This window comes from Marinimicrobium sp. C2-29 (assembly GCF_038419845.1).
GTDB lineage: Bacteria > Pseudomonadota > Gammaproteobacteria > Pseudomonadales > Cellvibrionaceae > Marinimicrobium.
On record NZ_JBCAQT010000024.1, the window covers coordinates 1 to 20,701 of the forward strand.

16 protein-coding genes and 1 pseudogene are annotated in these 20,701 nt (G+C 58.6%); 8 read left to right on the top strand and 9 right to left on the bottom strand.

Annotation, left to right across the window (positions count from 1 at the left end):
* From AAE484_RS16970 to AAE484_RS16990, 5 genes are all read left to right on the top strand, one after another.
* A partial coding sequence (locus tag AAE484_RS16970) for a DUF4351 domain-containing protein (protein ID WP_341939627.1) occupies positions 1-682 on the top strand: 682 nt, incomplete at its 5' end.
* Positions 683-851: 169 nt separating this feature from the next.
* Positions 852-1,103: a type II toxin-antitoxin system Phd/YefM family antitoxin gene (locus AAE484_RS16975; RefSeq protein WP_341939628.1), complete on the top strand. Its 252-nt coding sequence runs from the start codon at positions 852-854 to the stop codon at positions 1,101-1,103.
* Positions 1,090-1,470 carry a type II toxin-antitoxin system VapC family toxin gene (locus tag AAE484_RS16980; RefSeq protein WP_341939629.1) on the top strand — a complete coding sequence of 127 codons (381 nt, stop codon included), beginning with the start codon at positions 1,090-1,092 and terminating at the stop codon, positions 1,468-1,470. The genes AAE484_RS16975 and AAE484_RS16980 overlap by 14 nt, the downstream gene beginning before the upstream one ends.
* Before the next feature lie 267 nt (positions 1,471-1,737).
* Positions 1,738-2,016, top strand: a complete 279-nt coding sequence (locus tag AAE484_RS16985; RefSeq protein ID WP_445928869.1) for a type II toxin-antitoxin system RelE/ParE family toxin — start codon at positions 1,738-1,740, stop codon at positions 2,014-2,016.
* A complete protein-coding gene (locus AAE484_RS16990; protein WP_341939630.1) occupies positions 2,016-2,318 on the top strand; it encodes a HigA family addiction module antitoxin in 303 nt (100 codons plus the stop codon). Before AAE484_RS16985 ends, AAE484_RS16990 begins: the two co-directional genes overlap by 1 nt.
* 55 nt (positions 2,319-2,373) lie before the next feature.
* On the opposite strand, the gene AAE484_RS16995 is transcribed toward AAE484_RS16990, so the two are convergent.
* From AAE484_RS16995 to AAE484_RS17020, 6 genes are all read right to left on the bottom strand, one after another.
* Entirely contained in the window at positions 2,374-5,973 is a 3,600-nt protein-coding gene (locus AAE484_RS16995; protein WP_341939631.1) for a hypothetical protein, read from the bottom strand.
* Between the two features lie 131 nt (positions 5,974-6,104).
* Positions 6,105-7,553 (bottom strand): MBL fold metallo-hydrolase, encoded by a 1,449-nt coding sequence (locus tag AAE484_RS17000; protein ID WP_341939632.1) that lies wholly within the window; start codon positions 7,551-7,553, stop codon positions 6,105-6,107.
* 206 nt (positions 7,554-7,759) lie between these two features.
* Positions 7,760-9,004: a pectate lyase family protein gene (locus tag AAE484_RS17005; protein WP_341939633.1), complete on the bottom strand. Its 1,245-nt coding sequence runs from the start codon at positions 9,002-9,004 to the stop codon at positions 7,760-7,762.
* A 114-nt stretch (positions 9,005-9,118) separates the two neighbouring features.
* Positions 9,119-11,599: a pectinesterase family protein gene (locus AAE484_RS17010; RefSeq protein ID WP_341939634.1), complete on the bottom strand. Its 2,481-nt coding sequence runs from the start codon at positions 11,597-11,599 to the stop codon at positions 9,119-9,121.
* 531 nt (positions 11,600-12,130) lie between these two features.
* Complete coding sequence (locus tag AAE484_RS17015) at positions 12,131-12,604, bottom strand: hypothetical protein (RefSeq protein ID WP_341939635.1); 474 nt, start codon at positions 12,602-12,604, stop codon at positions 12,131-12,133.
* Between the two features lie 8 nt (positions 12,605-12,612).
* The gene (locus AAE484_RS17020) at positions 12,613-12,912 is read right to left on the bottom strand and encodes a nucleotidyltransferase domain-containing protein (RefSeq protein WP_341939636.1); all 300 of its coding nucleotides are present in this window, start codon (positions 12,910-12,912) and stop codon (positions 12,613-12,615) included.
* 606 nt (positions 12,913-13,518) lie between these two features.
* Here AAE484_RS17020 and AAE484_RS17025 point away from each other — a divergent pair.
* The 3 genes and pseudogenes from AAE484_RS17025 to cysN form a co-directional block, all read left to right on the top strand.
* Positions 13,519-13,695 (top strand): annotated as a pseudogene (locus AAE484_RS17025) (helix-turn-helix domain-containing protein); the annotation flags it as partial.
* Positions 13,696-14,091: 396 nt separating this feature from the next.
* Entirely contained in the window at positions 14,092-15,297 is a 1,206-nt protein-coding gene (gene cysD / locus AAE484_RS17030) for a sulfate adenylyltransferase subunit CysD (RefSeq protein WP_341939642.1), read from the top strand.
* Positions 15,298-15,453: 156 nt separating this feature from the next.
* Positions 15,454-17,358, top strand: a complete 1,905-nt coding sequence (gene cysN, locus AAE484_RS17035; RefSeq protein ID WP_341939637.1) for a sulfate adenylyltransferase subunit CysN — start codon at positions 15,454-15,456, stop codon at positions 17,356-17,358.
* Positions 17,359-17,576: 218 nt separating this feature from the next.
* Here the strand turns inward: cysN and rfaH are convergent, their stop codons facing one another.
* From rfaH to AAE484_RS17050, 3 genes are all read right to left on the bottom strand, one after another.
* Positions 17,577-18,107 carry a transcription/translation regulatory transformer protein RfaH gene (gene rfaH / locus AAE484_RS17040; protein WP_341939638.1) on the bottom strand — a complete coding sequence of 177 codons (531 nt, stop codon included), beginning with the start codon at positions 18,105-18,107 and terminating at the stop codon, positions 17,577-17,579.
* 208 nt (positions 18,108-18,315) lie between these two features.
* On the bottom strand, positions 18,316-19,647 hold the full coding sequence (locus AAE484_RS17045; RefSeq protein WP_341939639.1) for a UDP-glucose dehydrogenase family protein: 1,332 nt from the start codon (positions 19,645-19,647) through the stop codon (positions 18,316-18,318).
* Positions 19,648-19,909: 262 nt separating this feature from the next.
* Positions 19,910-20,530 carry a dUTP diphosphatase gene (locus AAE484_RS17050; protein WP_341939640.1) on the bottom strand — a complete coding sequence of 207 codons (621 nt, stop codon included), beginning with the start codon at positions 20,528-20,530 and terminating at the stop codon, positions 19,910-19,912.
* Between the last annotated feature and the right edge of the window lie 171 nt (positions 20,531-20,701).

The window sequence follows — 20,701 nt, forward strand, 5'->3', positions numbered from 1 at the left end:
CAGCGGTTCCGGGGTCTGGAGTGGCCCGACGAACATGGGTGAGCTGGTGCATCGGACCCACCCGGCCCTTGCACGGTTTGTGCCGGATTTGAGTTATTGTCTGGTGGAGGAGCGGGATATTCCAGAGCGCTTTAGTGAGACCTATCCGAAGAACGTGTTGGGGCATGTGATTGGGCTGGGATTCAGCCAGAATACCGGCGAGATGCACCACCGGGTCAAGCAGCTGAAGGCACTGCTCAGCGGCCCGGACACACGCCCGCTGCAGCGTACCGTCGCGGTTTGGCTAAACCGGCTGTTGAGAGTAAGATTTAGAGACGAAGCGATACCGGAGCTTCACAATTTGAATGAGGTGGACGCCATGTTGTCTGAAAAGCTGGATGATTGGACCGAGCAGTGGAAGAAGGAGGGGCTGGAGGCTGGCCGCCAGGAGGGGTTGAGGATGGGCCTGGAGCAGGGCCTGGAGCAGGGCCTGGAGCAAGGCCTGGAGCAAGGCCTGGAGCAGGGGCGGAAGAAAGAGGCCGCTGCTATTATCACTCGGTTTCTGACGAAGCGGTTTGGCGCTCTGGATGACGAGATCACACGACGCATTGAGGCGGCCCCGGTAGAGCAGATCGAGGCTTGGAGTGATCGGGTGTTGGATGCTGACACATTGGAAGATGTGTTTGAGCCTGCAGGCTCTTGAGAGGTTTGACTCGTTGAGATTGCGCGTTGGCGCCGTTGCGTGACGTTTTTTGCGGCATGTGGAGCTCGCGCTTACATGCCATACCCGACCCGGGTGTGCCGGACGACCCATGCTTGCTAGCCGAGCTCCGTAAAGTTACACTTATAAGTGAAACTTACAGGAGACCCTTATGGAAGCGACAACCAAAGATCTTCGTCTGCACACCAAATCGCTGATGGCCGCCACTTCACGCGGAGAAGAGGTGATCATTTCCTACCGGGGAAAGAAGCGAGCCAAGCTGGTACCTCTGGATGAGCCCCCCAGAAAACCGACCGGGGCAAATCCGCTTTTCGGACTGTGGGCCGACTCAGATAACGATACGAGCGTTGAGGACCAGGTACGGCAGCTACGTACCCCCAGGAGCTTTGATGATGCTGATTGACACGGACGTATTGATCTGGAATCTGCGCGGAAATGAGCGGGCACAGCGTTTTCTGGATGATCTCCCTTACTTCCAGCTTTCAGCCGTCACTTATATGGAGCTGGTTCAGGGCCTGCGCAATAAGTCGGAGCTCAAGGCGCTGCATCAAGCCATTCACTATTGGGACGCCAGGATTGAGCCGGTGTCTGAAGCGATCAGCTCCCGTGCCATGTACCTGGTCGAAACCTTTTCGTTGAGCCACAGCCTGCAGATGGCCGATGCGCTAATCGCCTCTACGGCCATTACCCTCGGTGAAACACTGGCGACCGCCAACGATAAACATTATCGGTTTATCGATGATGTAGAGGTTGAGGTTTTTCGGCCGTAGCGGAGGTCGCAGTGTCAGGTTGATGTTGCGGCATGTGGCGCTTGAGCTTACCTGCCCCACAAAGAGTTACCAAAAAAGGGGACGGAGGGTATTTTTTTTGATCAGCTGGTGAGGTTGTAGTGTGTGGCGCTGGCGCGCTGTACAGCGTTGACAAGCCAATCGGCGTGAAATACTGTTCATGCATACAGATTCAATAAGCCGACATCCCCGACCTTTCCAAAAACAATTGATAGCTGTATTCCATGGCAATACAATAAGGATATAGCTTTGATAAGAACGTTCAAGCACAAGGCATTGGAGCGCTATTTCTGCTCGAGCTCGACAAAGGGGCTGGATTCCCGAATGTTGCCTAAACTGACTCGTTTGCTCGACAGGTTGGAAGCTGCGACAAAGCCGGACGATATGGATTTGCCTGGCTACCGTTTTCATCCGCTGAAGGGAAACCGTGAAGGTTATTTCTCAGTGATGGTAACGGCCAATTGGCGCCTGACCTTTCGTTTTGAAGGTGAGGATGCTTTTGATGTGGACCTTGAGGATTATCACTAATGAGCCTGAGAGACGCGAATAGGCGACCAACCCACCCCGGAGCCGTTTTACGCGAGGATGTGCTGCCGGCGCTGGAGATCAGTCAAAGCGAGCTGGCTCGCCGATTAGGTGTTGGGCGACTGACCGTTAATGAGCTTTTAAACGAAAAGCGTGCGTGCTCTCCTGAGATGGCCGCCAGGCTGGGTAAGCTGTTGGGCACCAGCCCTGAATCGTGGCTGGATATGCAGGCCGCGTTGGATTTATGGAAGGTGCAGCAACACCCGGAAAAGCTGAAAAACATCACTCCGCTTCGCGTGGCATGAAAAAAAGGGGACGGAAGGTATTTTTTTGATCAGAGGACGGTGGGCGGAGCCCACCCTACTTTAAAAGGGGCGGAGCGAACTCCGGAATAGTGTAAATGCCCTCGTCTGTTATCACGATTTTGGCGCAAGTCTGCAGGTTGTCGCCCAGGCAGTGGAAGCCATCGGGTATCAGGTCGCCGGCCATGTACTCCGATTTCTCGATCACCCGCCCCGGCTCGGGGTCGACCCAGACCAGACGGGTTCCGGAGGATTTGCTGAACTCCACCGAGCGGGCCACGCCCAACAGATAATCGGATCGGGCCTGACTGCTGGGAAGGATCATGGGGTCATCCCGGGTGGCAACTGAGGCGATCTTCTGGAGCTCCTGATCATAAATAACGGCCTGAAAACCGGACGTCACCGCGCTTTGCCAGACGATCACCTCGGGCACACCATCCCCGGTAATGTCCTGTTGGGCCAACTGGTGCCCCGGGTTGTCGAAAGCATAGTCTACGCTGGCGACGGGCTCCAGCTGCCCATCAATCTGCTGGTACAGCCGAAGCTGGCCGGGGTAGTAGCCCGAGTTCGGGATTTCCTTGAGCGCCGCCAGGGTTGGTTGACCGGGCCAATCCAGGACTAGCGGGGCCTGGGTATAGAGGTCCTGTGATTGATCAACCTGGCTCAGGATCTCGATACTGTAGTCCGGGTTCAACCGGTAGAGCCGACCCCCATGAACCCCGTAGCCTTCGCTAAGACCGTCCTCATCCAGGTCGCCCGTGGTCCATTGGCGCACGGGTACATCGTCGGTCTGCGCCATCACCACTCCGGTCGCGGGATCAATCACCGCCAGGCCATTGGATCGCCCGGAGGTGGCGTAGAGTAAAGCCTCGTCAGCCTCGGGTTGCAGGCTGTGTTTGAAGCGCGAAACCAGACCATCGCTGTCGATGGCGGGTACGTCCTCGAGCAGGCGACGCTCGGTCACCTGGTGGTTCTCATCCATTGAGAGGACGTAGGTCGCCGGGCCTTCACTGTAGAGCCATTCCATCCCGCCACTGTCATCCACACTGGTCGGGAAAACGGTGCGGTGCGAGGGCGATAGCGCGTAGTCGCCCAGGTCGCTGGTGATGTGACGGGCCTCCGAGGTCAGGGAGAAAGCCAGCATCTCGCCGCTCAGGGGATTGAGGATAAAAGCCCCGCTCTTCTGGCCAAGCTGCAGGAACCGGGTATCCACGGCATAGCTTTCAGGCAGGGCCAGGGTTTTGGCGTGACGATAGGTATTATTGTCCTCCAGGGTATAGAGGTGAAGGGCCGCCTCGGGGCCTTCGCTGAGGAAGACGATCTCGGCTTCGGGTTGGTCGTCCAGCTGCAGGAAGGTGGGCATCAGCAGGTGTTGGTCGAGCAGCGCCTCATGCAAGGCGACGCGGTAGTCGGCCAGCGGCTCGGCGGTTTCACCGTCATGTTGGGTAAAACCGATCTCCCCCGCTTCGCTGACCAGGCCCTGGATAACCAGCAGGTCCGCCCGGCCATCCCCATCGACGTCGGTCATCTGAACATTGCCGGAGGGATAGGCCACTTCGCGACCATCCGCGTAGCGTAACGCCGGACCGTGATGGATAACGGAGTTCGGCGTGAAAATGCCGGGTTCACCCTCGCCCGCCACATCGTGGTATTCGTAGCCCGGGTCGATGTGCGGATCAGAGACCGGGTATTGGCTGCCATCCTGCAGGTGATAACGAATCCAGCCCAGGCCGTACTGCCAGGAGTACTCGAATGTGACACTCGGGTCTGACCCCGGAAACAGAAAGGCGCTTTCCATCAACGGACCGGCAAGGTCGATGTCGGGCAATGGCAGGTCGCGTTTTATTTCATGGGTATTGACGGCCAGAGCCACAATACGATCCTGATAGATCAGTACGATGTCGTTCTCGCCGTTATTGTCCGCATCGGCCAACCCCAGATCCAGCAGTCCGGTCGGGGAAAACTCCCGCGTCTCAATGTACCGGTAAACCAGATCGGTACCGGACACTTCCATGATGGCGAAGGTGTTGCCCCAGCGGACCAGGGTGTCGGGTGCGCCATTGGCATTGATGTCGCCCCAGGTGCGGCGCCACTGATCGGCCGAGGCCGTATGGCTGCGAACGCTGAGCACCGGTTCATCGCTACTGATGTTCAGTTCCACCTCGCCCCGCGTCGATCGACGATTGGTGACTTCAACCCCCACCGCCACCATCCCACCGCCCGGGAACAGTCTTTCCGGAGTTCCGGTGATGAGGCCGTCGGCATCGATCTGAAGCCCGGCGGGAGCGTCGGTCAGTTGGTAGGTGAACGGGCCATCGGTTTCGGGACGAAGGAGCGTCACCTGTGCCTGCAGCGGTGCTCCCGAGTCACCCGCATTTATCTGATGACTTGCCAGTTCCGGATGGGGCGGCAGAACGTCAAATTCGAAGGTCTGTGAGACGCTGGTATGGGCGTCTTGAACCGTCAGCCCGAGAGTGTAATTGCCCCGGCAGTCGGGCCGGAAGCGCACCCTCCGGTAATTGTCCCGGATCAGCCTGGGCTCGCACTCCTCCGGGTAGTCCAGCAGCTCCCAATTGAACAGCAACAGGTCGTGCTCGGCGTCGCTGGCCAGGGCTTCGACCGTGCCGGTCTGATCGATTTCCAGAGTCGGCTCACCGGATAACGATAATTCTGGCGCGGTGTTACCCAGGGTATGCCGGTTGTAGAGCATGCTCTGGGGCACGCTGGTGTCGCCTTCCAGGGAGGAATCCAGCCCGCTGACAAAGTAGTTGATGGCAAATTCGTCGATGGCTTTCCGGTAAATGGCATTCACATTCGTGCCGTGCTCCCGGTCGCTGATGAGCACACCGGGGTCGACGCTGCCAGCGCTGAAGTCAAAGCGCCCCTGGCCGGGGACGCCCAGTGTTCCCTCGGCCACGCCGTCCCTAATGATCACCTCATGCGCATGGTAGATCTGGTTGCGCCTGGCGTTGAACACTGAAAAGTCCGAGGCGATCATCATCAGGCCGTTGATGTTGACCTGGCCGTCGTAGATGACGTGGCGGGCTGAATCGCTGATGTTCATGTCCCGATAGGTAACGTAGATGAACAGCAGGTTGTCATACTGATCGAAGGCCAGCTCGATAAAGGTCTGGCCATGGACACTCAGGCCCTGGTCGGTCAGGCAGTCCTGGTAGGTGGCGACGAAGTAGAGGCTGGTTTGATGCTCAACCTCATTGACCTCCACTGAGCCTGATTGACACTCCGTGTTGTCGAACCGAAACCGCGCTGGGCTCTCAGGATTGTCGGTCAGGATCGGAGGTGCCCGGTGCACGCCCAGATCCCAGCCGGTTCCGTAAACGGCTTCCATGACATAGAACGTTGCCACGATCTGATCGTACAGGCCCTCGTGCTCTATCCGTGGGTACTCCTCAGGGGGCATCGGGTACTCGGGGAGGGCTTGGTTGGGGCGAAACTCCTGCACCGCCGGCAGCGCCAGGACGGCGTCAGGGAGCTCGCCTGACAGGTCGGGTTCGGGTGTCACCGGGTCCGGTATCGGCTCTTCAGGCTCGGGGGATGGCGACGGATTGGCATCCGCGTCGTCGCCGCCTCCGCCTCCGCCACAACCGGTCAAGACCAGCCAGACACTGAATAGCAGAATGAGAACCGACTTTTCCATAGCGCGTCCATTGTTTCAGCCCGCTCTGCCCGGGCGCTTATTGTTCCGGTTTATCCGTTCACCTGACAGGCATCTGCCCTCACTTCATCCAGAGACGGTTCTTTGGCGTTTTATACTACCCAAAACGTTTTTCAACGGGAAGCCTTTTGAAACACACTCGACGACTGGGTGTTTTCTGGCAACAGGACATTGAAGTGATGCTGCCGTTGGTTACCCAGTGTCTCATACTGTGCTTTCAGCGCTTGCCGCGCATCCCAATCCCCGTGCACCAAGCGAATGTCACTGGGCCACTGGCGCATGCGTTTGACGAAGTTGATCAGGTCTTTCTGGTCGGCGTGGGCGGAGTAACCGCCGATGGTGGTCACGCCGGCGCGGATGGTGTAGCGCTCGCCATCGAGTTCGGCCCAGCCGCCGGTGGGGCCGTAGTGCTGGATGGCGCGGCCCGGGGTGCCCTGGGCCTGGTAGCCGACGAACAGCACCTGGTGGCGCGCGTCGCCGAGCATGGCTTTGAGGTAGTTGACCACCCTTCCCCCGGCCGCCATCCCGCTGGCGGCCAGAACAATGGCCGGGCGGCCGGTTTTGGTGAGGTAGTCGACCGTCTGCATGTGTTCGTCGTGGCTGTTGACGGTGTAGAGGTTCTCAAAACTCAGCGGGTGGCGGCCTGACTTCAGCCGCTTCTGAGCTTCGGCGTCCCAATAGGGTTTGAGTTCGCGGTAGACCTGGGTGAATTTGGCGGCCAGAGGCGAGTCGACGATGATTTCCATGTCCTGCCAGCGCTTGCCCCCGCTGTAAATCAGCCCTTCCAGTTCGTACAGCAATTCCTGGGTTCGTCCGACGCTGAATGCCGGGATGATCACGGTGCCTTCGTTTTCCAGTGCGTGTTCAATGGCGTTTTTAAGTTTGAAGCGCCGGTCTTTTCGGCTTTCGTGGGTGCGGTTGCCGTAGGTGCTTTCGATGATCAGGGTGTCGGCCCTGTAGGGCGATTTTGGCGCCGGCAGCAGTGGCGCGTAGGGCGCACCCAGATCACCGGAGAAGACGGTTCGGTGACTCTCGCCGCCGGTTTTGTCTTTCAGGTCGACTTCGATATAGGCGGAACCGAGGATGTGCCCTGCCCTTTGCAGCCTGACGCGGAGGCGCTGCTGGTCAGTATCGAGCAGGGTGTGCCACTGGCGGTATGGCAGCGGGACGAGCTGTTTGTCCACGGTCTGCAGAAACTGCTCGATCAGGCGTCGATCTCGGGTAAAGCCGATTTTCAGGGCGTCTTCGATCACCAGCGGCAGGAGTTTGGCCGAGGGCTCGGAGCAGATGATCGGCCCCATGAAGCCGGCCGCCAGCAGGTACGGCAACCGACCGATATGATCAATGTGGACATGGGTGACCAGCAGCGCGATGACGGTGCTCAGGTCAAAATCGATGGTGTGTTGTTCCAGGTTGTCCAGATGGTCAGCGTCCTGGCCCTGAAACAGGCCGCAGTCGACCAGTAGCGAGTGCCGGGGGCTGGCGATATAGCGATGGCAGCTGCCGGTCACGCCGCTCGCGCCGCCGTGGTGCTGGAATTGCGGATAGGTGTTGTCGGGCATGGTTCCCTCCGTTGGTTTGTTGAGTCCTTGGTGGTGGTGTGGTGGGCGGAGCCCACCCTACGGATTCTAACGAAAATTGGGACGAACGAAAAAGGGGACGCGAAAAAGGGGACGGAGGGATTTAATTTTGACCAATTTGATCAATTTTAAATCCCTCCGTCCCCTTTTTTTAGGGTGGGCTTCGCCCACCGTTCGCTTTTTTAGAGCTAGCTGCTGTAGTTGTCGTCGTCCTCGCGGGCGGGGGTGGAGAGGCATTCGCCCAGTTTGTTGACGCCGGCGGCTTCGATCACGTAGTCCTTGACCTCGGAGGCGGGCATCAGGATGTGGTCGTAGTCGTAGGGCGGTGTGTACTGACCTGTGGATTCGTCGTAGGCGCCTTCACAGGGTGGTGAGCTGCTGAAGCAGGTGCCGTTGTCGTCGATGTTGATGAAGATGTTGTCTTCCACTTCCCAGTGCCCCAGCTCATCGCTGTAGAGCGACACGATGGGGCGGGTCACGTTTTCAAAGACGTTGCCATCAATGCGCGCGTCGGCGGTCTGGCGGACGTTGATGCCGCTGCTGGCCACTTCGGTGTAGTAGTTGTTGAATACGTGCAGTTCGCCGTAGCGATACAGAGGCAGGCGCGAGTTGACGTTTTCCCAGTAGTTGCTTTGAAAGGTCACGGTGCGATTGGCTTCGTCGCCATCGGAGGAGCCCCAGAGGGAGGTCTTCCAGCTGTCGTGCAGGTAGTTGTAGGAGATGGTGACATGGCCCACATCGCCGCGGCCGCTGACCAGCTCGTCATGGTAATCCTTGTGGCACTCTTCGCCGGTGCAGCCTGCTGACTCGGGCGCTTCGAGGCTGTTGTACAGTTCGTTGTGATCAATCCAGACGTTGCGGATGGGGCCGTCCCGGCCGTCCAGGCTGATGATGTCGCCGGATCCATGAGACTGCGGCACGTAGCGCATTTCCAGGTTGCGGATGATGATGTTGCGCACACCGGACGCCAGGGCTTTCACTTCGATCCCGACGCCTTCAAAGCCGGCATTTTCACCGCGACCGATGATGGACACATCGGAGCGTTCAATGCGGATATCACTGTTGCCGGAGTTTTCCCAGGTGATGAGGTCGTCGATATAAATCGTCAGCGGCTTGTCCTGGTAAGGCTCCGATGCTGAACCGTATACGACATCGCGCAGTTCGTTGCCGTTGCTGACTCCGACCACGTAGTTGCCCTCCCCCACATCGGCGCCGCCGGTGGTGCCCGCTTCCATGGAGGCAAAGCCTTCCACGGTATTGAGCATGTCGCACTGGGTCACATTGGAGTCGGACGAGCTTGAGGAGCTGCTCGATGAGGAGTCGCTACTGCATGAAGAGCTGCTTTGGTTGTCGTCGCCGCCGGACGATGAGCCGCCACAGGCTGCCAGCGAACTGGTGACAGCCAACGTCAGGGCTAGCTTTAGTAGTTGCATGATATTTTCTCTTGGTTGATCAAATTTGGGGTGGTGAAAAAGGGTGAAAAAGGGGACGGAGGGATTTAATTTTGACCAAATTGATCAAATTAAAATCCCTCCGTCCCCTTTTTCTTAGGGCTCGGGGTTCCAGCCGGCGCCGCTGTTGAAGGCGGAGAAGATCTGGGCGCGCGTGGAGAACTCGGCGTTGTATTCGCCTTCGCTCAGCTCATAGCTGACCCAGCTGCTGGTGTCGATCGGGTTGCCCGAAAGGTCCTGGCTGTTGTATTCGCGCCAGCCGCTGGTCGCGGTCGGCTCAGCCGGGTTCGGTGTGGGGCTGGTGTGCCAGCCGGCGTTGGTGATGTGCCGTCCCATTTTGGTGTTCACAAACACAACGTTATCGAAGTAACTCTCACTGCCACCGCTGCGGGCCAGGGCCTGGGAGTTGTCGGGCACGCTGTTGCCGGTGGGGCCTGCGCCGCGGGTCAGCTCACTGTTGAGAAACACAAAGCCCTTGTCTTCGGCGCTGACGGTCCGGGCCTGGAGGATATAGCCACCAGAGCCGCTGGAGCGACCGACGGTGCGGATCTCGCTTTCTTCAAACAGGGAGACGTTGTTGCTTCCCCAGATGAAATCAACGTTACCGGCGACCAGTGATTGGTAGAACCAGGCGTAGCCCTTGAGCAGCAGGGTGTCCTGCTCGCTGATGAAGGCGGCGTTTTTGGCAATGAGCCGGTGCGGGCTGTTGAAGTAGATGGTCTCGGCCTGACCGCCCTCGCCTATCAGCGTGGTGTTCTCAATCGTGAGGTCTTCCAATACCAGCATGTCGGCGGACTCGACCAGGAACAATGTGCGCTCGCTGGTGCCGGGGTTCATGCCGTTGTTGTTGCGGTATTGAATCACCGCGCCATCGCGGCTCTCGCCCCTGATGGTCAGGTTGTTCTTGTTCCGCAGGTACAGGGGCTCGCGGTAGGTGCCGTTGGCAAGGTTGATGGTTGCCGCTTCGTCTTTGCTGACGTTAAGCATCACGTGGGTCAGCGCACCCTGCAGTGTGCGGAAATCCGCCGCGCCGGTTTCGGCCACAGTGACGTCGTTACCAGTCGGCACTGTCGCTGAGGTGGTAAAGGTCCAGCCGGCATTCTGGCCCAGGCCTTCGAAGGATTCACTATCCAGCGTGCCCTCGACGGCGCCATCGGCGATGGCCACATAGTACTCGGTACCCGCCTCAAGCACGCCGAAGTGTGGAGCCACGACCAGCGTATTGCCTTCCACCCAAACTTGTTCGGTGTTGAGCGTGCGCGAGCGGTCCGCAGCCGGCAGGCTGTCGACTTCCCCGGCGACACTGACGTTGTCCGCCACGCTGTCGTCACCGGCTTTGTAGAGACGAATGGATCCGGCATCCCCCAACGTGGGCGTTTCATCGAAGGTCAACTTCAGCCGGGTATCGCTCAGGATATCCACCCCGCCAACCGCGGGAACAGTGCGGTCCGTCAGGTTGTAAGTGGCCACCGGTTGAGTGAAGGCCGGTGTGATGGTGGCACTGATGGTGCGCTCCAGTGTTTCGTCGGAACCGCTGGTAAAGGTGATGTCGGCCGAGCCTTCGGCCAGGGGGCTCAGATTGACCTGATTGCCATCCACGTTCACACCGACGACACTCGGGTCGCTCGACTCGACGGTAAAGGTATCGTCCTCGCCATTGCTCTGAACAGCCGTGACGTTGACCACATAGTCATCGGTTTCCGCCTCGGCAGTCCACTCGGGGCTGGACGGATCGATGGTCAACTGCACCGGCTTGTTGGCCGGGTCACCGATCACGACGTCGTCGATTTCAAAGGACTTGTTAGCGGTGAACAGACCGATTCTGCCAATGGATGTGTAGTCGCTGTCGGTTGCGTCGCCAATCTTCTCGCCATTGAAGTAAACGGTCAGGGTTTCGCCAATCAGCTCGAAGCGCACGGTGTACCACTGGCCACCCTCCAATGTGTCTCGCGGTCCCTGAATGATTTCCCGACCGGTCTGTACCGGCCGGCTGATGGAGCCGTCCACAGATTTGGCAATTTCCACCTTGGTGCTGTCGAGGTTGTTCTGCACGTTCAGGCCACCGGCGTACCAGTTGCCCTCGCTTTGATAGCGTGCCATGAGGAACAGGAATTTGTTACCGGTGGTGCTGTTCTCCCGGGGACGAATACGTGCTTCAACGTAATAGTCGGCCGATGGGATATCCAGCGCTGACGGGTCAATAAAGGCCAGTTCGCCACCCTGGCTGTCAGCGGTAAAGCGAAGCACGTTGTTGCCGTTGTCATTGACCACATCGAAGGTGCCGTTCGGCTCACCCTCGGGATTGTTCGGATCAGACAGGATCTCCCACTGGTCCGTGGTGCCATCGGCAAAGTCGTCGCAGAAGTACAGCCCGGTTTCCGGGCATTCAAACCCGGCGGATTGCGTCGGCTCACTGCTATTGGATGAGGACTCGCTGGAAGACGAAGACTCGCTGGAAGAGGATTGGTCGGAGGACGAAGACTCACTGGAGGACTGGGAGCCGCCGTTATTGCTGCCGCCACAGGCCGCCAGCATGCCGCTCAAGAGCAGCACGCTCAATAGGTTGCTGTTTTTCATCTACTTCTCTCACTTATAGTAATTTATATTAGCTTTTTAGCTATTGAGCCCTTTTTTGTAAGCGGGGGATTTCAGTTGGTTGACTGACGCTTGGGGCTAGTTAGAGATTAGCGCCTTTGGGGGCAGAGGGCAAGAAACAGAATATTATAAGACAAGGGCCAGCCCGTGGGCTGGCCCTTGATAGTGGCGCACTCGTCCGATGAGAGCCGATGCCTGGCCTCTTGCCGGGCTCCCTTCCCAATGAGCGCTTCCTGTGGCTACCTGCCATTGCTCGTCCTGGTGGCATCTTGCCGTTTGGGGTTCCATTAGCCTGTCCTGGCCGGGCTTGCGTCCTTTCGCGTCCCTGTGATGAGTATTCTCTTGGATTTGACCGTTCCGCAATAGTGGCAAATCGCGGGATGTTTTGTAGGAAATTGACCATAGAGCAAGCCTGAAATGACTGGCAAGCCCCCAAAAAGGGGACGGAGGGATTTTATTTTGATCAATTTGCTCAGTTTTTACCCGCCCCTGCCCCCTTTTATTGTGAGGCGTCTAATTGCCGGTCCTCTTCTCTATCTCTTCGATAAGTTTGGCAGCCACTTCAACCATGGGTTTTACCCAGAGACGGCCGGCTTCCAGCGCATCCGCCAGGATTCTCGGATCATCGATATAATCGTGAATCATCTGATTTCGCAGTTTTCGGTGGGTAAACCAATCATCTGTCGACGGGATCCAGCCAAAACGCTCCGCTTTGTCCAAATTATCTACGGCAGGCCCGAGATCTTCTCCCAAATATAGCAAAAGCTGAGGAATCAGCTTGTCTCCCAGAGTGTCCTGGAGTCGGCTATAGCGGGCGACAAAAGCATCCAGTCGCTCTGCCATATCCGCGTCTTGTGTCCACTCCCGAACTCTAGCCTCAGTCACTTCCGAATCCTTGAACAGACGATTGGCGGTAAACAATAAGTGATCTGACTCCTTTTGGATAACTTGCGCCAGGAAAGACAGCCTTTCTGTTGAGTCTGACATCCTCAGTTTTAAATCCTTTGCCCGGTTTGCAGTGCTACCCGGTGAACGGGCAGTGTTTTTAAGGAGGGAGACTTAATCAATACGTCCACCTCACGCCCATTCATCGCGCGACTTACCCGACTGGACAGCTTAGCGGCGGAAACTGCCGGATGGGGTACTTCTTTACTGGTGGTTATTAGCAAGTCCAGATCACCTCCCCGGGCAGCATCGTCAACCCGAGAACCGAACACGACGACGCTCGCCTCAGAACCAAACAATTCCTCGACGAGCCGTTTTACAGTCACTCGATCTTGATCAGTTAAGCGCATATACCAGCTCTTTCGCCCAAGGGAAGATTACACATTGCTCTCATTGTAGCCACCCATTTTGCGGGCAGCAACGAGTATCGAGCGAAGGGAAAATCAGAATTTGAACGTGCACATAGAAAAGGGCCAGCCCGCAGGCTGGCCCTTGATAGTGGCGCACTCGTCCGATGAGAGCCGATGCCTGGCATCTTGCCGGGCTCCCTTCCCACTGAGCAACTCCTGTGGCTACCTGCCATTGCTCGTCCTGGTGGCATCTTGCCGCTTGGGGTTCCATTAGCCTGTCCTGGCCGGGCTTGCGTCCTTTCGCGTCCCTGTGATGAGTATTCTCTTGGATTTGACCGTTCCGCAATAGTGGCAAATCGCGGGATGTTTTGTAGGAAATTGACCATAGAGCAAGCCTGAAATGACTGGCAAGCCCCCAAAAAGGGGACGGAGGGATTAAAATTTGAACAATTTGATCAAAATAAAATCCCTCCGTCCCCTTTTTTGTTGATCAAAATAAAATCCCTCCGTCCCCTTTTTGGGGAGCAATGACCTGGACAGGAAATGTTTTACATTCGCCGATGTGTGGGGTAATCTGCGGTTTTGGTGCCGAGTTGGGCGAGGATTATGAGCGGGAAGAAAGTGTCGGCCGAGCGGTTGAACGAGCTTCGTAAGGAGGCGGTTCGGTTGCGGTTGGAGAAAAAGACGCTCAAGGAGATTGGCGAGATTACCGGCCTGACCCGCCCTACCATCAGCAGTGCCTACAAACGCTTTGTGGAAGGCGGCTGGGCGGCGGTGGCCACACGGCCGCGCGGGGTGGCCAAGAGCACTCATGTTGACGCCCTGGCCTCCCGCCTGCTGGCCCGGCCGGAAACGCTGGTGCCGGGGCATCGGCTCTGGTCGCTGGCGGCGCTCGAGACCTGGCTCAAGGATCAGGGCGTGGTCGTGACGAGCCGAAGTGTGGCCCGCTATGCGGAGAGCTGGGGCTTTGTGCCGCCGGAGCCGCCCGCCCGGGAGGTGCTGGAAGCACAGTTTGCCCGCGCCCGGGAAGCGGAGCCGGCGACGCTGGAGCGGCTCAAGCGCCCGAGGCTGCTGTCCGGCGGGATGATGTCTCTGTCAGCCCTGGACGCTTTACCCGCTGTAGGCACTTCCTCCGCTGTAGGCACCTCCCCCGCCGCCGGCGCTCGGCCTCAGGGCACCATGATTTACGCCCGCGACGGTCGCGGCCAGTTATTGTGGTTGAGCGTGCCGGGGCAGGCAAAGGCGACGGATATTGCCGACTTTCTCGGCCGCCTGGCTAAAGAACTGGACGGGCCCGCTGTGTTGCTGTTCAACAGCCCGGCGGTGGATAAACACGAAGTATTGCGGCCCTGGTTGACCGGGGAACATCCGCTGGTTCTGGTAACCACGGGTGGCACACCCCGCCCTGCTTACCATCACGCTTCTCATCAAACCCCGGCGACCCAACCGGCCCGGGCTTCTGGAATCACAACGTCGAGGAATCCCATGACACTCACACACTTGCAACGGCTGGAAGCCGAAAGCATTCAGATTATGCGCGAAGTGGTCGCCGAGACCGAAAACCCGGTGATGCTCTACTCCATCGGCAAAGACAGCGCGGTGATGCTGCACCTGGCACTCAAGGCGTTCTCCCCCTCCGTACCGCCCTTCCCGCTCCTGCATGTGGACACCACCTGGAAATTCCAGGAGATGTACAAGTTCCGTGCGCGTATGGCGAAAGAAACCGGCATGAAGCTGCTGGTGCATACGAATGAGGAAGGTCGGGCCCAGGGCATCAACCCCTTCACCCACGGCTCGGCGATTCACACCGACATCATGAAGACCGAGGCGCTGAAACAGGCGCTGGATAAATACGGTTTTGATGCGGCCTTTGGTGGCGCGCGCCGCGATGAGGAAAAGTCCCGTGCCAAAGAGCGCATCTTTTCGTTCCGCACCGCGCAGCACCGGTGGGACCCGAAAAACCAGCGGCCGGAGATCTGGAAGCTGTATAACGCCCGCAAGCATCAGAAAGAATCCATCCGGGTGTTCCCGCTCTCCAATTGGACCGAGCTGGATATCTGGCAGTACATCCATCTGGAGCAGATTCCGATTGTGCCCCTGTATTACGCCGCCGAACGCCCGGTGGTGGAGCGCGACGGTACCTTGATCATGGTGGATGACGAGCGCATGCCGCTGAACCCGGGCGAAGTGCCGATGATGAAGAAGGTGCGCTTCCGTACCCTGGGATGTTATCCGTTGACCGGTGCGGTGGAGTCCGATGCGGATACCCTGCCGGAGATCATCCAGGAGATGTTGTTGACCAAGACGTCCGAGCGTCAGGGACGGATGATTGACCATGATTCTTCGGCTTCGATGGAGAAGAAGAAGCAGGAAGGGTATTTTTAGGGTTATCGGATTTTTTTGGTGGGCGGAGCCCACCCTACGGGTGAATTGGTGGGCGAAATCCACCTTACGAAGCCGACGTAGGGTGGGCTCCGCCCACCATCAAGCGACACCATTATCGCCACAAAGAATTTATCGACAATTGAAACGGGGCCACTTATGAGCCATCAATCGGAATTGATCGCGGACGACATTAACGAATATCTGGAGCAGCACGAGCACAAGAGCCTGTTGCGTTTTATCACTTGCGGCAGCGTGGACGACGGCAAGAGCACCCTGATCGGACGGCTGTTGTTTGAATCCAAAATGCTGTTTGAAGACCAGCTGGCCGCAGTGGAAGCGGACTCGCAGAAATGGGGCACCCAGGGCGAGGAGATGGACTTTGCCCTGCTGGTGGACGGCCTGGCCGCCGAGCGCGAACAGGGCATCACCATCGATGTGGCCTACCGCTACTTCTCCACCGACCGGCGCAAATTCATTGTGGCCGACACGCCCGGGCACGAGCAGTACACCCGCAATATGGTGACCGGCGCCTCCACGGCCGACGCCGCCATTCTGATGGTGGACGCACGTCGGGGCATTCTGACGCAGACCAAACGCCACAGTTACCTGGCGGCGTTGATCGGTATTCGCCATGTGGTGGTGGCCATCAACAAAATGGACCTGATGGAATACTCTGAGAAGGTGTTCGACCGCATTGTGGAAGAATACAAAGACTTCGCCCAGCAGATTGGCCTGGAGAACATTACCTTCATTCCCATGTCTGCATTGAAGGGCGACAACATCATTGCCCCGAGCGAGCGCATGCCCTGGTACCACGGCACCACGCTGATGGGTTACCTGGAAACGGTGGAAGTGGACGATGAACTCATGCAGGAATCGCCCTTCCGCATGGCGGTGCAGTGGGTCAACCGGCCGAACCTGGACTTTCGCGGCTTCTCCGGCCAGCTCGCCAGCGGCGTGGTCCGCCCGGGCGACAAGATCCGCGCCCTGCCCTCCGGCCGGGAAAGTCATGTCGAGCGCATTTATACCTACGACGGTGATCTCGAAGAAGCGGTGGCCGGTCAGTCCGTCACTCTGACCCTGACCGATGAAATCGATATTTCCCGCGGTGACCTGATCGCCCAGGCGAGCGCCCCACCCTCGGTGGCCAGCCAGTTTGAAGTGTCCATTGTCTGGATGAACGATGACTCCATGTTACCGGGTCGCACCTATCTGATGAAGATCGGGGCCAAGACCGTGTCGGCCACCATTACCGATATCAAATATCAGGTGAATGTGAACACCCTGGAGCACACCGCCGCCAAGAAGCTTCCGCTCAATGGCATTGGCGTGTGCACCATCAGCCTGGATCAGGACATCGCCTTTGACGCCTATACCGAAAACCACGATACCGGCGGCTTCATTCTGATCGACAAGCTCAGCTACAGCACCATGGGCGCAGGCATGATTCACTTCTCACTGCGTCGCAGTCAGAACATTACGGTGCAGCACGTGGATGTGAACAAGCAGGCGCGCCAGCAGCTGAAAAACCAGAAGCCCTGTGTTCTGTGGCTGACCGGTCTCTCCGGCGCGGGCAAATCCACCATTGCCAATCTGGTGGAGAAGAAGTTGTACGCGCGCGGGCACCACACCTACCTGCTTGACGGCGACAACGTCCGCCACGGTCTGAACAAGGACCTGGGCTTTACCGACGCCGACCGGGTGGAGAATATTCGCCGGATTGCCGAGGTGGCCAAGCTGATGGTGGACGCTGGTCTGATTGTGATTTCTGCGTTCATCTCGCCCTTCCGTTCCGAGCGAGACATGGCCCGTAACCTTCTGGAGCCCAATGAGTTTGTGGAGGTGTATGTGGATACGCCGCTGGAAGTCGCCGAACAGCGGGATGTGAAGGGTCTGTACCGCAAGGCACGCAAAGGTGAGTTGAAGAACTTTACCGGGATCGATTCCCCGTACGAGCCACCGGTGGATCCGGAGTGTGTGTTGAACACCACGGAGATGACGGCCGATGATGCGGCGGAGAAGATTGTCGCGTTTATGGAGGATCGGGGGTATTTAGCGTAGAAAGTTCGTGTCGTCAGCGAATTTGAAGGTAGATAGGTTGCGGCGGATGCATTGGGTTGTGGCGGATGCGATTCGGCCCCGGGGTAACGGCGGATGCGCCGGATGGGGGATTCGGCCACGGGGTAACGGCGGATGCGCCGGATGGGGGATTCGGCCACGGGGTAACGGCGGATGCGCTTGACGCTTATCCGCCCTACGCCACCTGCCGTGGAATCCCCTTACCGGGTGCTAATGGCGCTCAACGGCAACTCAATGCTCTGCGGCTGGTTCAACAGGTTCAACAACAACACCACCCGCTCGTCGCCCTTGGTGGTCTGCACGATGGCTTCCAGCTCGCGGAAACACCCCTCGGTGATCATCACTTTCTCGCCCGGCCGGAACAGCGGCTCGGGCTCGGCGCCGTGCAGGATGGCGCAGTGCTGTTCGAGTCCGTACACGATCTCTTCTGACACCGGCCGGGGCCGACCTTCAAATTTGACGATCTTCACCACACCGCGCGTGGAGCGGATCACGCCCCAGTTGCTGGCGTAATCCAGGCGGATAAACAGGTAGTGCGGGAACAGCGGTTCGGTGACCCAGACGATTTTGTCCCGGCGCTTGCGTTTGACCGGATGGGTCGGGTGGAAGCAGTCAAACCCCTGATTGGCCAGGTGCTGTTCGGCCCGGAAGGTTTCCCGGGGTTTGCACTGCACCAGGTACCACTGGGCCTGTTCGGGGGCGGTGATTTGTGAGCCGGTGGCGTTACTCATAGTGCGTTGGCTCAATCCTGTTGGTGTGTCGGTGGTGGGCGGAGCCCACCCTACGCCTGGGTTGGTGGGCGGAGCCCGGCTTCCAAATCGGTGGGCGGAGCCCACCCTACGGGGTGGCGGGGTCTGCCCTGCGGGTTCCGGTGGGCGAAGCCCACCCTACGAAATTAGTGGCCCGTAGGGTGGGCTCCGCCCACCAGCTCCTCGGGGTCTATTGCGTCTGCCGGCCAACCGAATAGTAGGTGAAGCCCTTTTTCGTCATGCGCTTGGGTTCAAACAGGTTGCGGCCGTCGAAGACCAGGGGCTCGGCCAGCTGCTGTTTGATCAGGTCAAAGTCCGGCGCCCGGAAGGCCTGCCACTCAGTCACAATAACCAGTGCCGCGGCGCCTTTCAAGGTGCTTTCTTTGGTGCCGCACAGGCTCAGGTCATCGCGGTTGCCGTAGATGCGTTGGGTCTCTTCCATCGCTTCCGGGTCGTAGGCCTGCACCTTGGCGCCGGCCTCCCAGAGGGCTTCCATCAGCACCCGTGCGGGCGCTTCGCGCATGTCGTCGGTGTTGGGCTTGAAAGACAGGCCCCAGAGCGCAAAGGTCTTGCCGCTGAGATCGCCACCGTAGTGCTTCCGGATTTTACCGAACAGCGTGGTTTTCTGCTGGTGGTTGCGATCTTCCACCGCCTTGAGCACCTTGGCATCAAACCCGATCTGATCCGAGGTACGGATCAGGGCCTGCACATCCTTCGGGAAGCAGGAGCCGCCGTAGCCCACACCTGGGTAGATGAACTGGTAGCCGATGCGCGGGTCGCTGCCGATGCCCTGGCGCACGGCTTCAATGTCGGCGCCCAGCAATTCGGCCAGGTTGGCGATTTCGTTGATGAAGCTGATCTTGGTGGCGAGCATGCAGTTGGCCGCGTATTTGGTCAGCTCGGCGCTGCGCACGTCCATGATCATCACTTTGTCGTGATTGCGATTGAAGGGCGCGTACAGTTCGCGCATGACTTCTTCAGCGTAATCATCGTCGGTGCCGATGATGATGCGGTCCGGCTTCATGCAGTCGGCCACCGCCGAGCCCTCTTTCAGGAACTCGGGATTGGAGACCACGGCGTACTGCAGATCGGTGCGACCGCGCTTTTCCAGCGTTTCCGCCACCCGGTCGCGGACCTTGTCCGCCGTGCCCACCGGAACGGTGGATTTGTCGATGATGATCTGGCGCTTTTCCATGTTCTCGGCAATGGTCTGGGCCACGGCCAGCACGTATTTGAGGTCGGCCGAGCCGTCTTCGTCCGGCGGCGTGCCCACGGCGATGAACTGCACATCGCCGTGCTTGACGCCTTCGGCGGCATCGGTGGTGAAGCGCAGACGCCCGGCGGCGTAGTTTTCGGTCACGATCGGCTCCAGGCCGGGCTCGTAGATGGGGATCTCCCCTTTCTTGAGACGTTCGACTTTGTTGGCGTCCACATCGACGCAGATCACTTCATGTCCGACTTCGGAGAGGATGGCGCCCTGAACCAGGCCGACGTAGCCGGTGCCAAATACAGTCACTTTCATGCGGTTAAGATCCCTTTCAATAGGTGTGTTGTTTCACAAGTCATCGGGAGTGTTGTCTCCGGGACAGCGGTCAATTTCGATGCCGGTATGATATAGATCTTGGGGTTGGATTTCTATTGGTGTGGTGGGCTTTGGTGGGCGGAGCCCACCCTACAGGGGACCGGTGGGCGGAGCCCAACCTGCGGTGGATTGGTGGGCGGAGCCCACCCTACGGGTGAAAGGGAGGATTCCACCCCACGTAGGGTGGGCTTTGCCCACCGGCTCAACCGTTGTAGCGCACCTGCAGGGCCGAGTAGAGATCCTCTTTGAAGGTGGGCACAGTGGCGTCCAGGCTCTGCACCACCTCCACCAGATGGACGTTGTCTTCCCGGCCGTCGCCCCAGTGCTTGCGGTAGCTGCCGTCTTTGTAGCCGTGGTCCTGGCGGAAGAAGTTGAGCACGTTCTTGCCCACATAGCCCCGGTAGAGCTGGTCAAAGCTCATGTCCACTCCCGCCATCAGGCGGCCGAACTTGTCGATGTGGAACTGCCGATCGGTGAGCGTGGCGCAGGCGAAGGCTTCCAGATCCAGACGGAAGTCGGGTTCGTCCGTTTCTATTGCCAGCTGCTCATCCACCGCTTCGGCCAAGGCCTCCAGGTCGCCGCTGTTCTGCAGCAGGATGCTGAGCCCGAAATGCCAGATGTCGATCAGCTCCAGGGCGACCTGTTCGGTATCCGGGGTCTGTTTTTTCCACCATTTCCAGCCGTAGTGATCGAGCAGCTCGGCGCATTCGATCCAGATGGCCCGGTAGAATTCAAATTCCTGGGAGCGCCATTCCGGATGGACTTTGGTGTTCATGCCGTCTTGCAGATCGAGCATGATCTGCAGTTGTTGGGTGCGGGCCATGAGGTGGTCTCCGGGGTTGTCGGTAAAGGCGGGTATTGTACGGGAGCGGTTGGGGTGTGCACAGCCCCGGTTTGGGGTGGGTGCGGTGGGGCTGCGTTGTGGCGGATGTGAAGTGGTCTAATGATTCCGGACACCATTTAAGGTGGTATTCTACCACCCTAGAAGAGGTGT

Bases quoted from the DNA above. Each gene is read 5' to 3' on its own strand.
- AAE484_RS16975 (WP_341939628.1), top strand. From the start codon at position 852: ATGGAAGCGACAACCAAAGATCTTCGTCTGCACACCAAATCGCTGATG.
- AAE484_RS16980 (WP_341939629.1), top strand. From the start codon at position 1,090: ATGATGCTGATTGACACGGACGTATTGATCTGGAATCTGCGCGGAAAT.
- AAE484_RS16990 (WP_341939630.1), top strand. From the start codon at position 2,016: ATGAGCCTGAGAGACGCGAATAGGCGACCAACCCACCCCGGAGCCGTT.
- AAE484_RS16995 (WP_341939631.1), bottom strand. From the start codon at position 5,973: ATGGAAAAGTCGGTTCTCATTCTGCTATTCAGTGTCTGGCTGGTCTTG.
- AAE484_RS17000 (WP_341939632.1), bottom strand. From the start codon at position 7,553: ATGCCCGACAACACCTATCCGCAATTCCAGCACCACGGCGGCGCGAGC.
- AAE484_RS17005 (WP_341939633.1), bottom strand. From the start codon at position 9,004: ATGCAACTACTAAAGCTAGCCCTGACGTTGGCTGTCACCAGTTCGCTG.
- AAE484_RS17010 (WP_341939634.1), bottom strand. From the start codon at position 11,599: ATGAAAAACAGCAACCTATTGAGCGTGCTGCTCTTGAGCGGCATGCTG.
- AAE484_RS17015 (WP_341939635.1), bottom strand. From the start codon at position 12,604: ATGTCAGACTCAACAGAAAGGCTGTCTTTCCTGGCGCAAGTTATCCAA.
- AAE484_RS17020 (WP_341939636.1), bottom strand. From the start codon at position 12,912: ATGCGCTTAACTGATCAAGATCGAGTGACTGTAAAACGGCTCGTCGAG.
- cysD (WP_341939642.1), top strand. From the start codon at position 14,092: ATGATTTACGCCCGCGACGGTCGCGGCCAGTTATTGTGGTTGAGCGTG.
- cysN (WP_341939637.1), top strand. From the start codon at position 15,454: ATGAGCCATCAATCGGAATTGATCGCGGACGACATTAACGAATATCTG.
- rfaH (WP_341939638.1), bottom strand. From the start codon at position 18,107: ATGAGTAACGCCACCGGCTCACAAATCACCGCCCCCGAACAGGCCCAG.
- AAE484_RS17045 (WP_341939639.1), bottom strand. From the start codon at position 19,647: ATGAAAGTGACTGTATTTGGCACCGGCTACGTCGGCCTGGTTCAGGGC.
- AAE484_RS17050 (WP_341939640.1), bottom strand. From the start codon at position 20,530: ATGGCCCGCACCCAACAACTGCAGATCATGCTCGATCTGCAAGACGGC.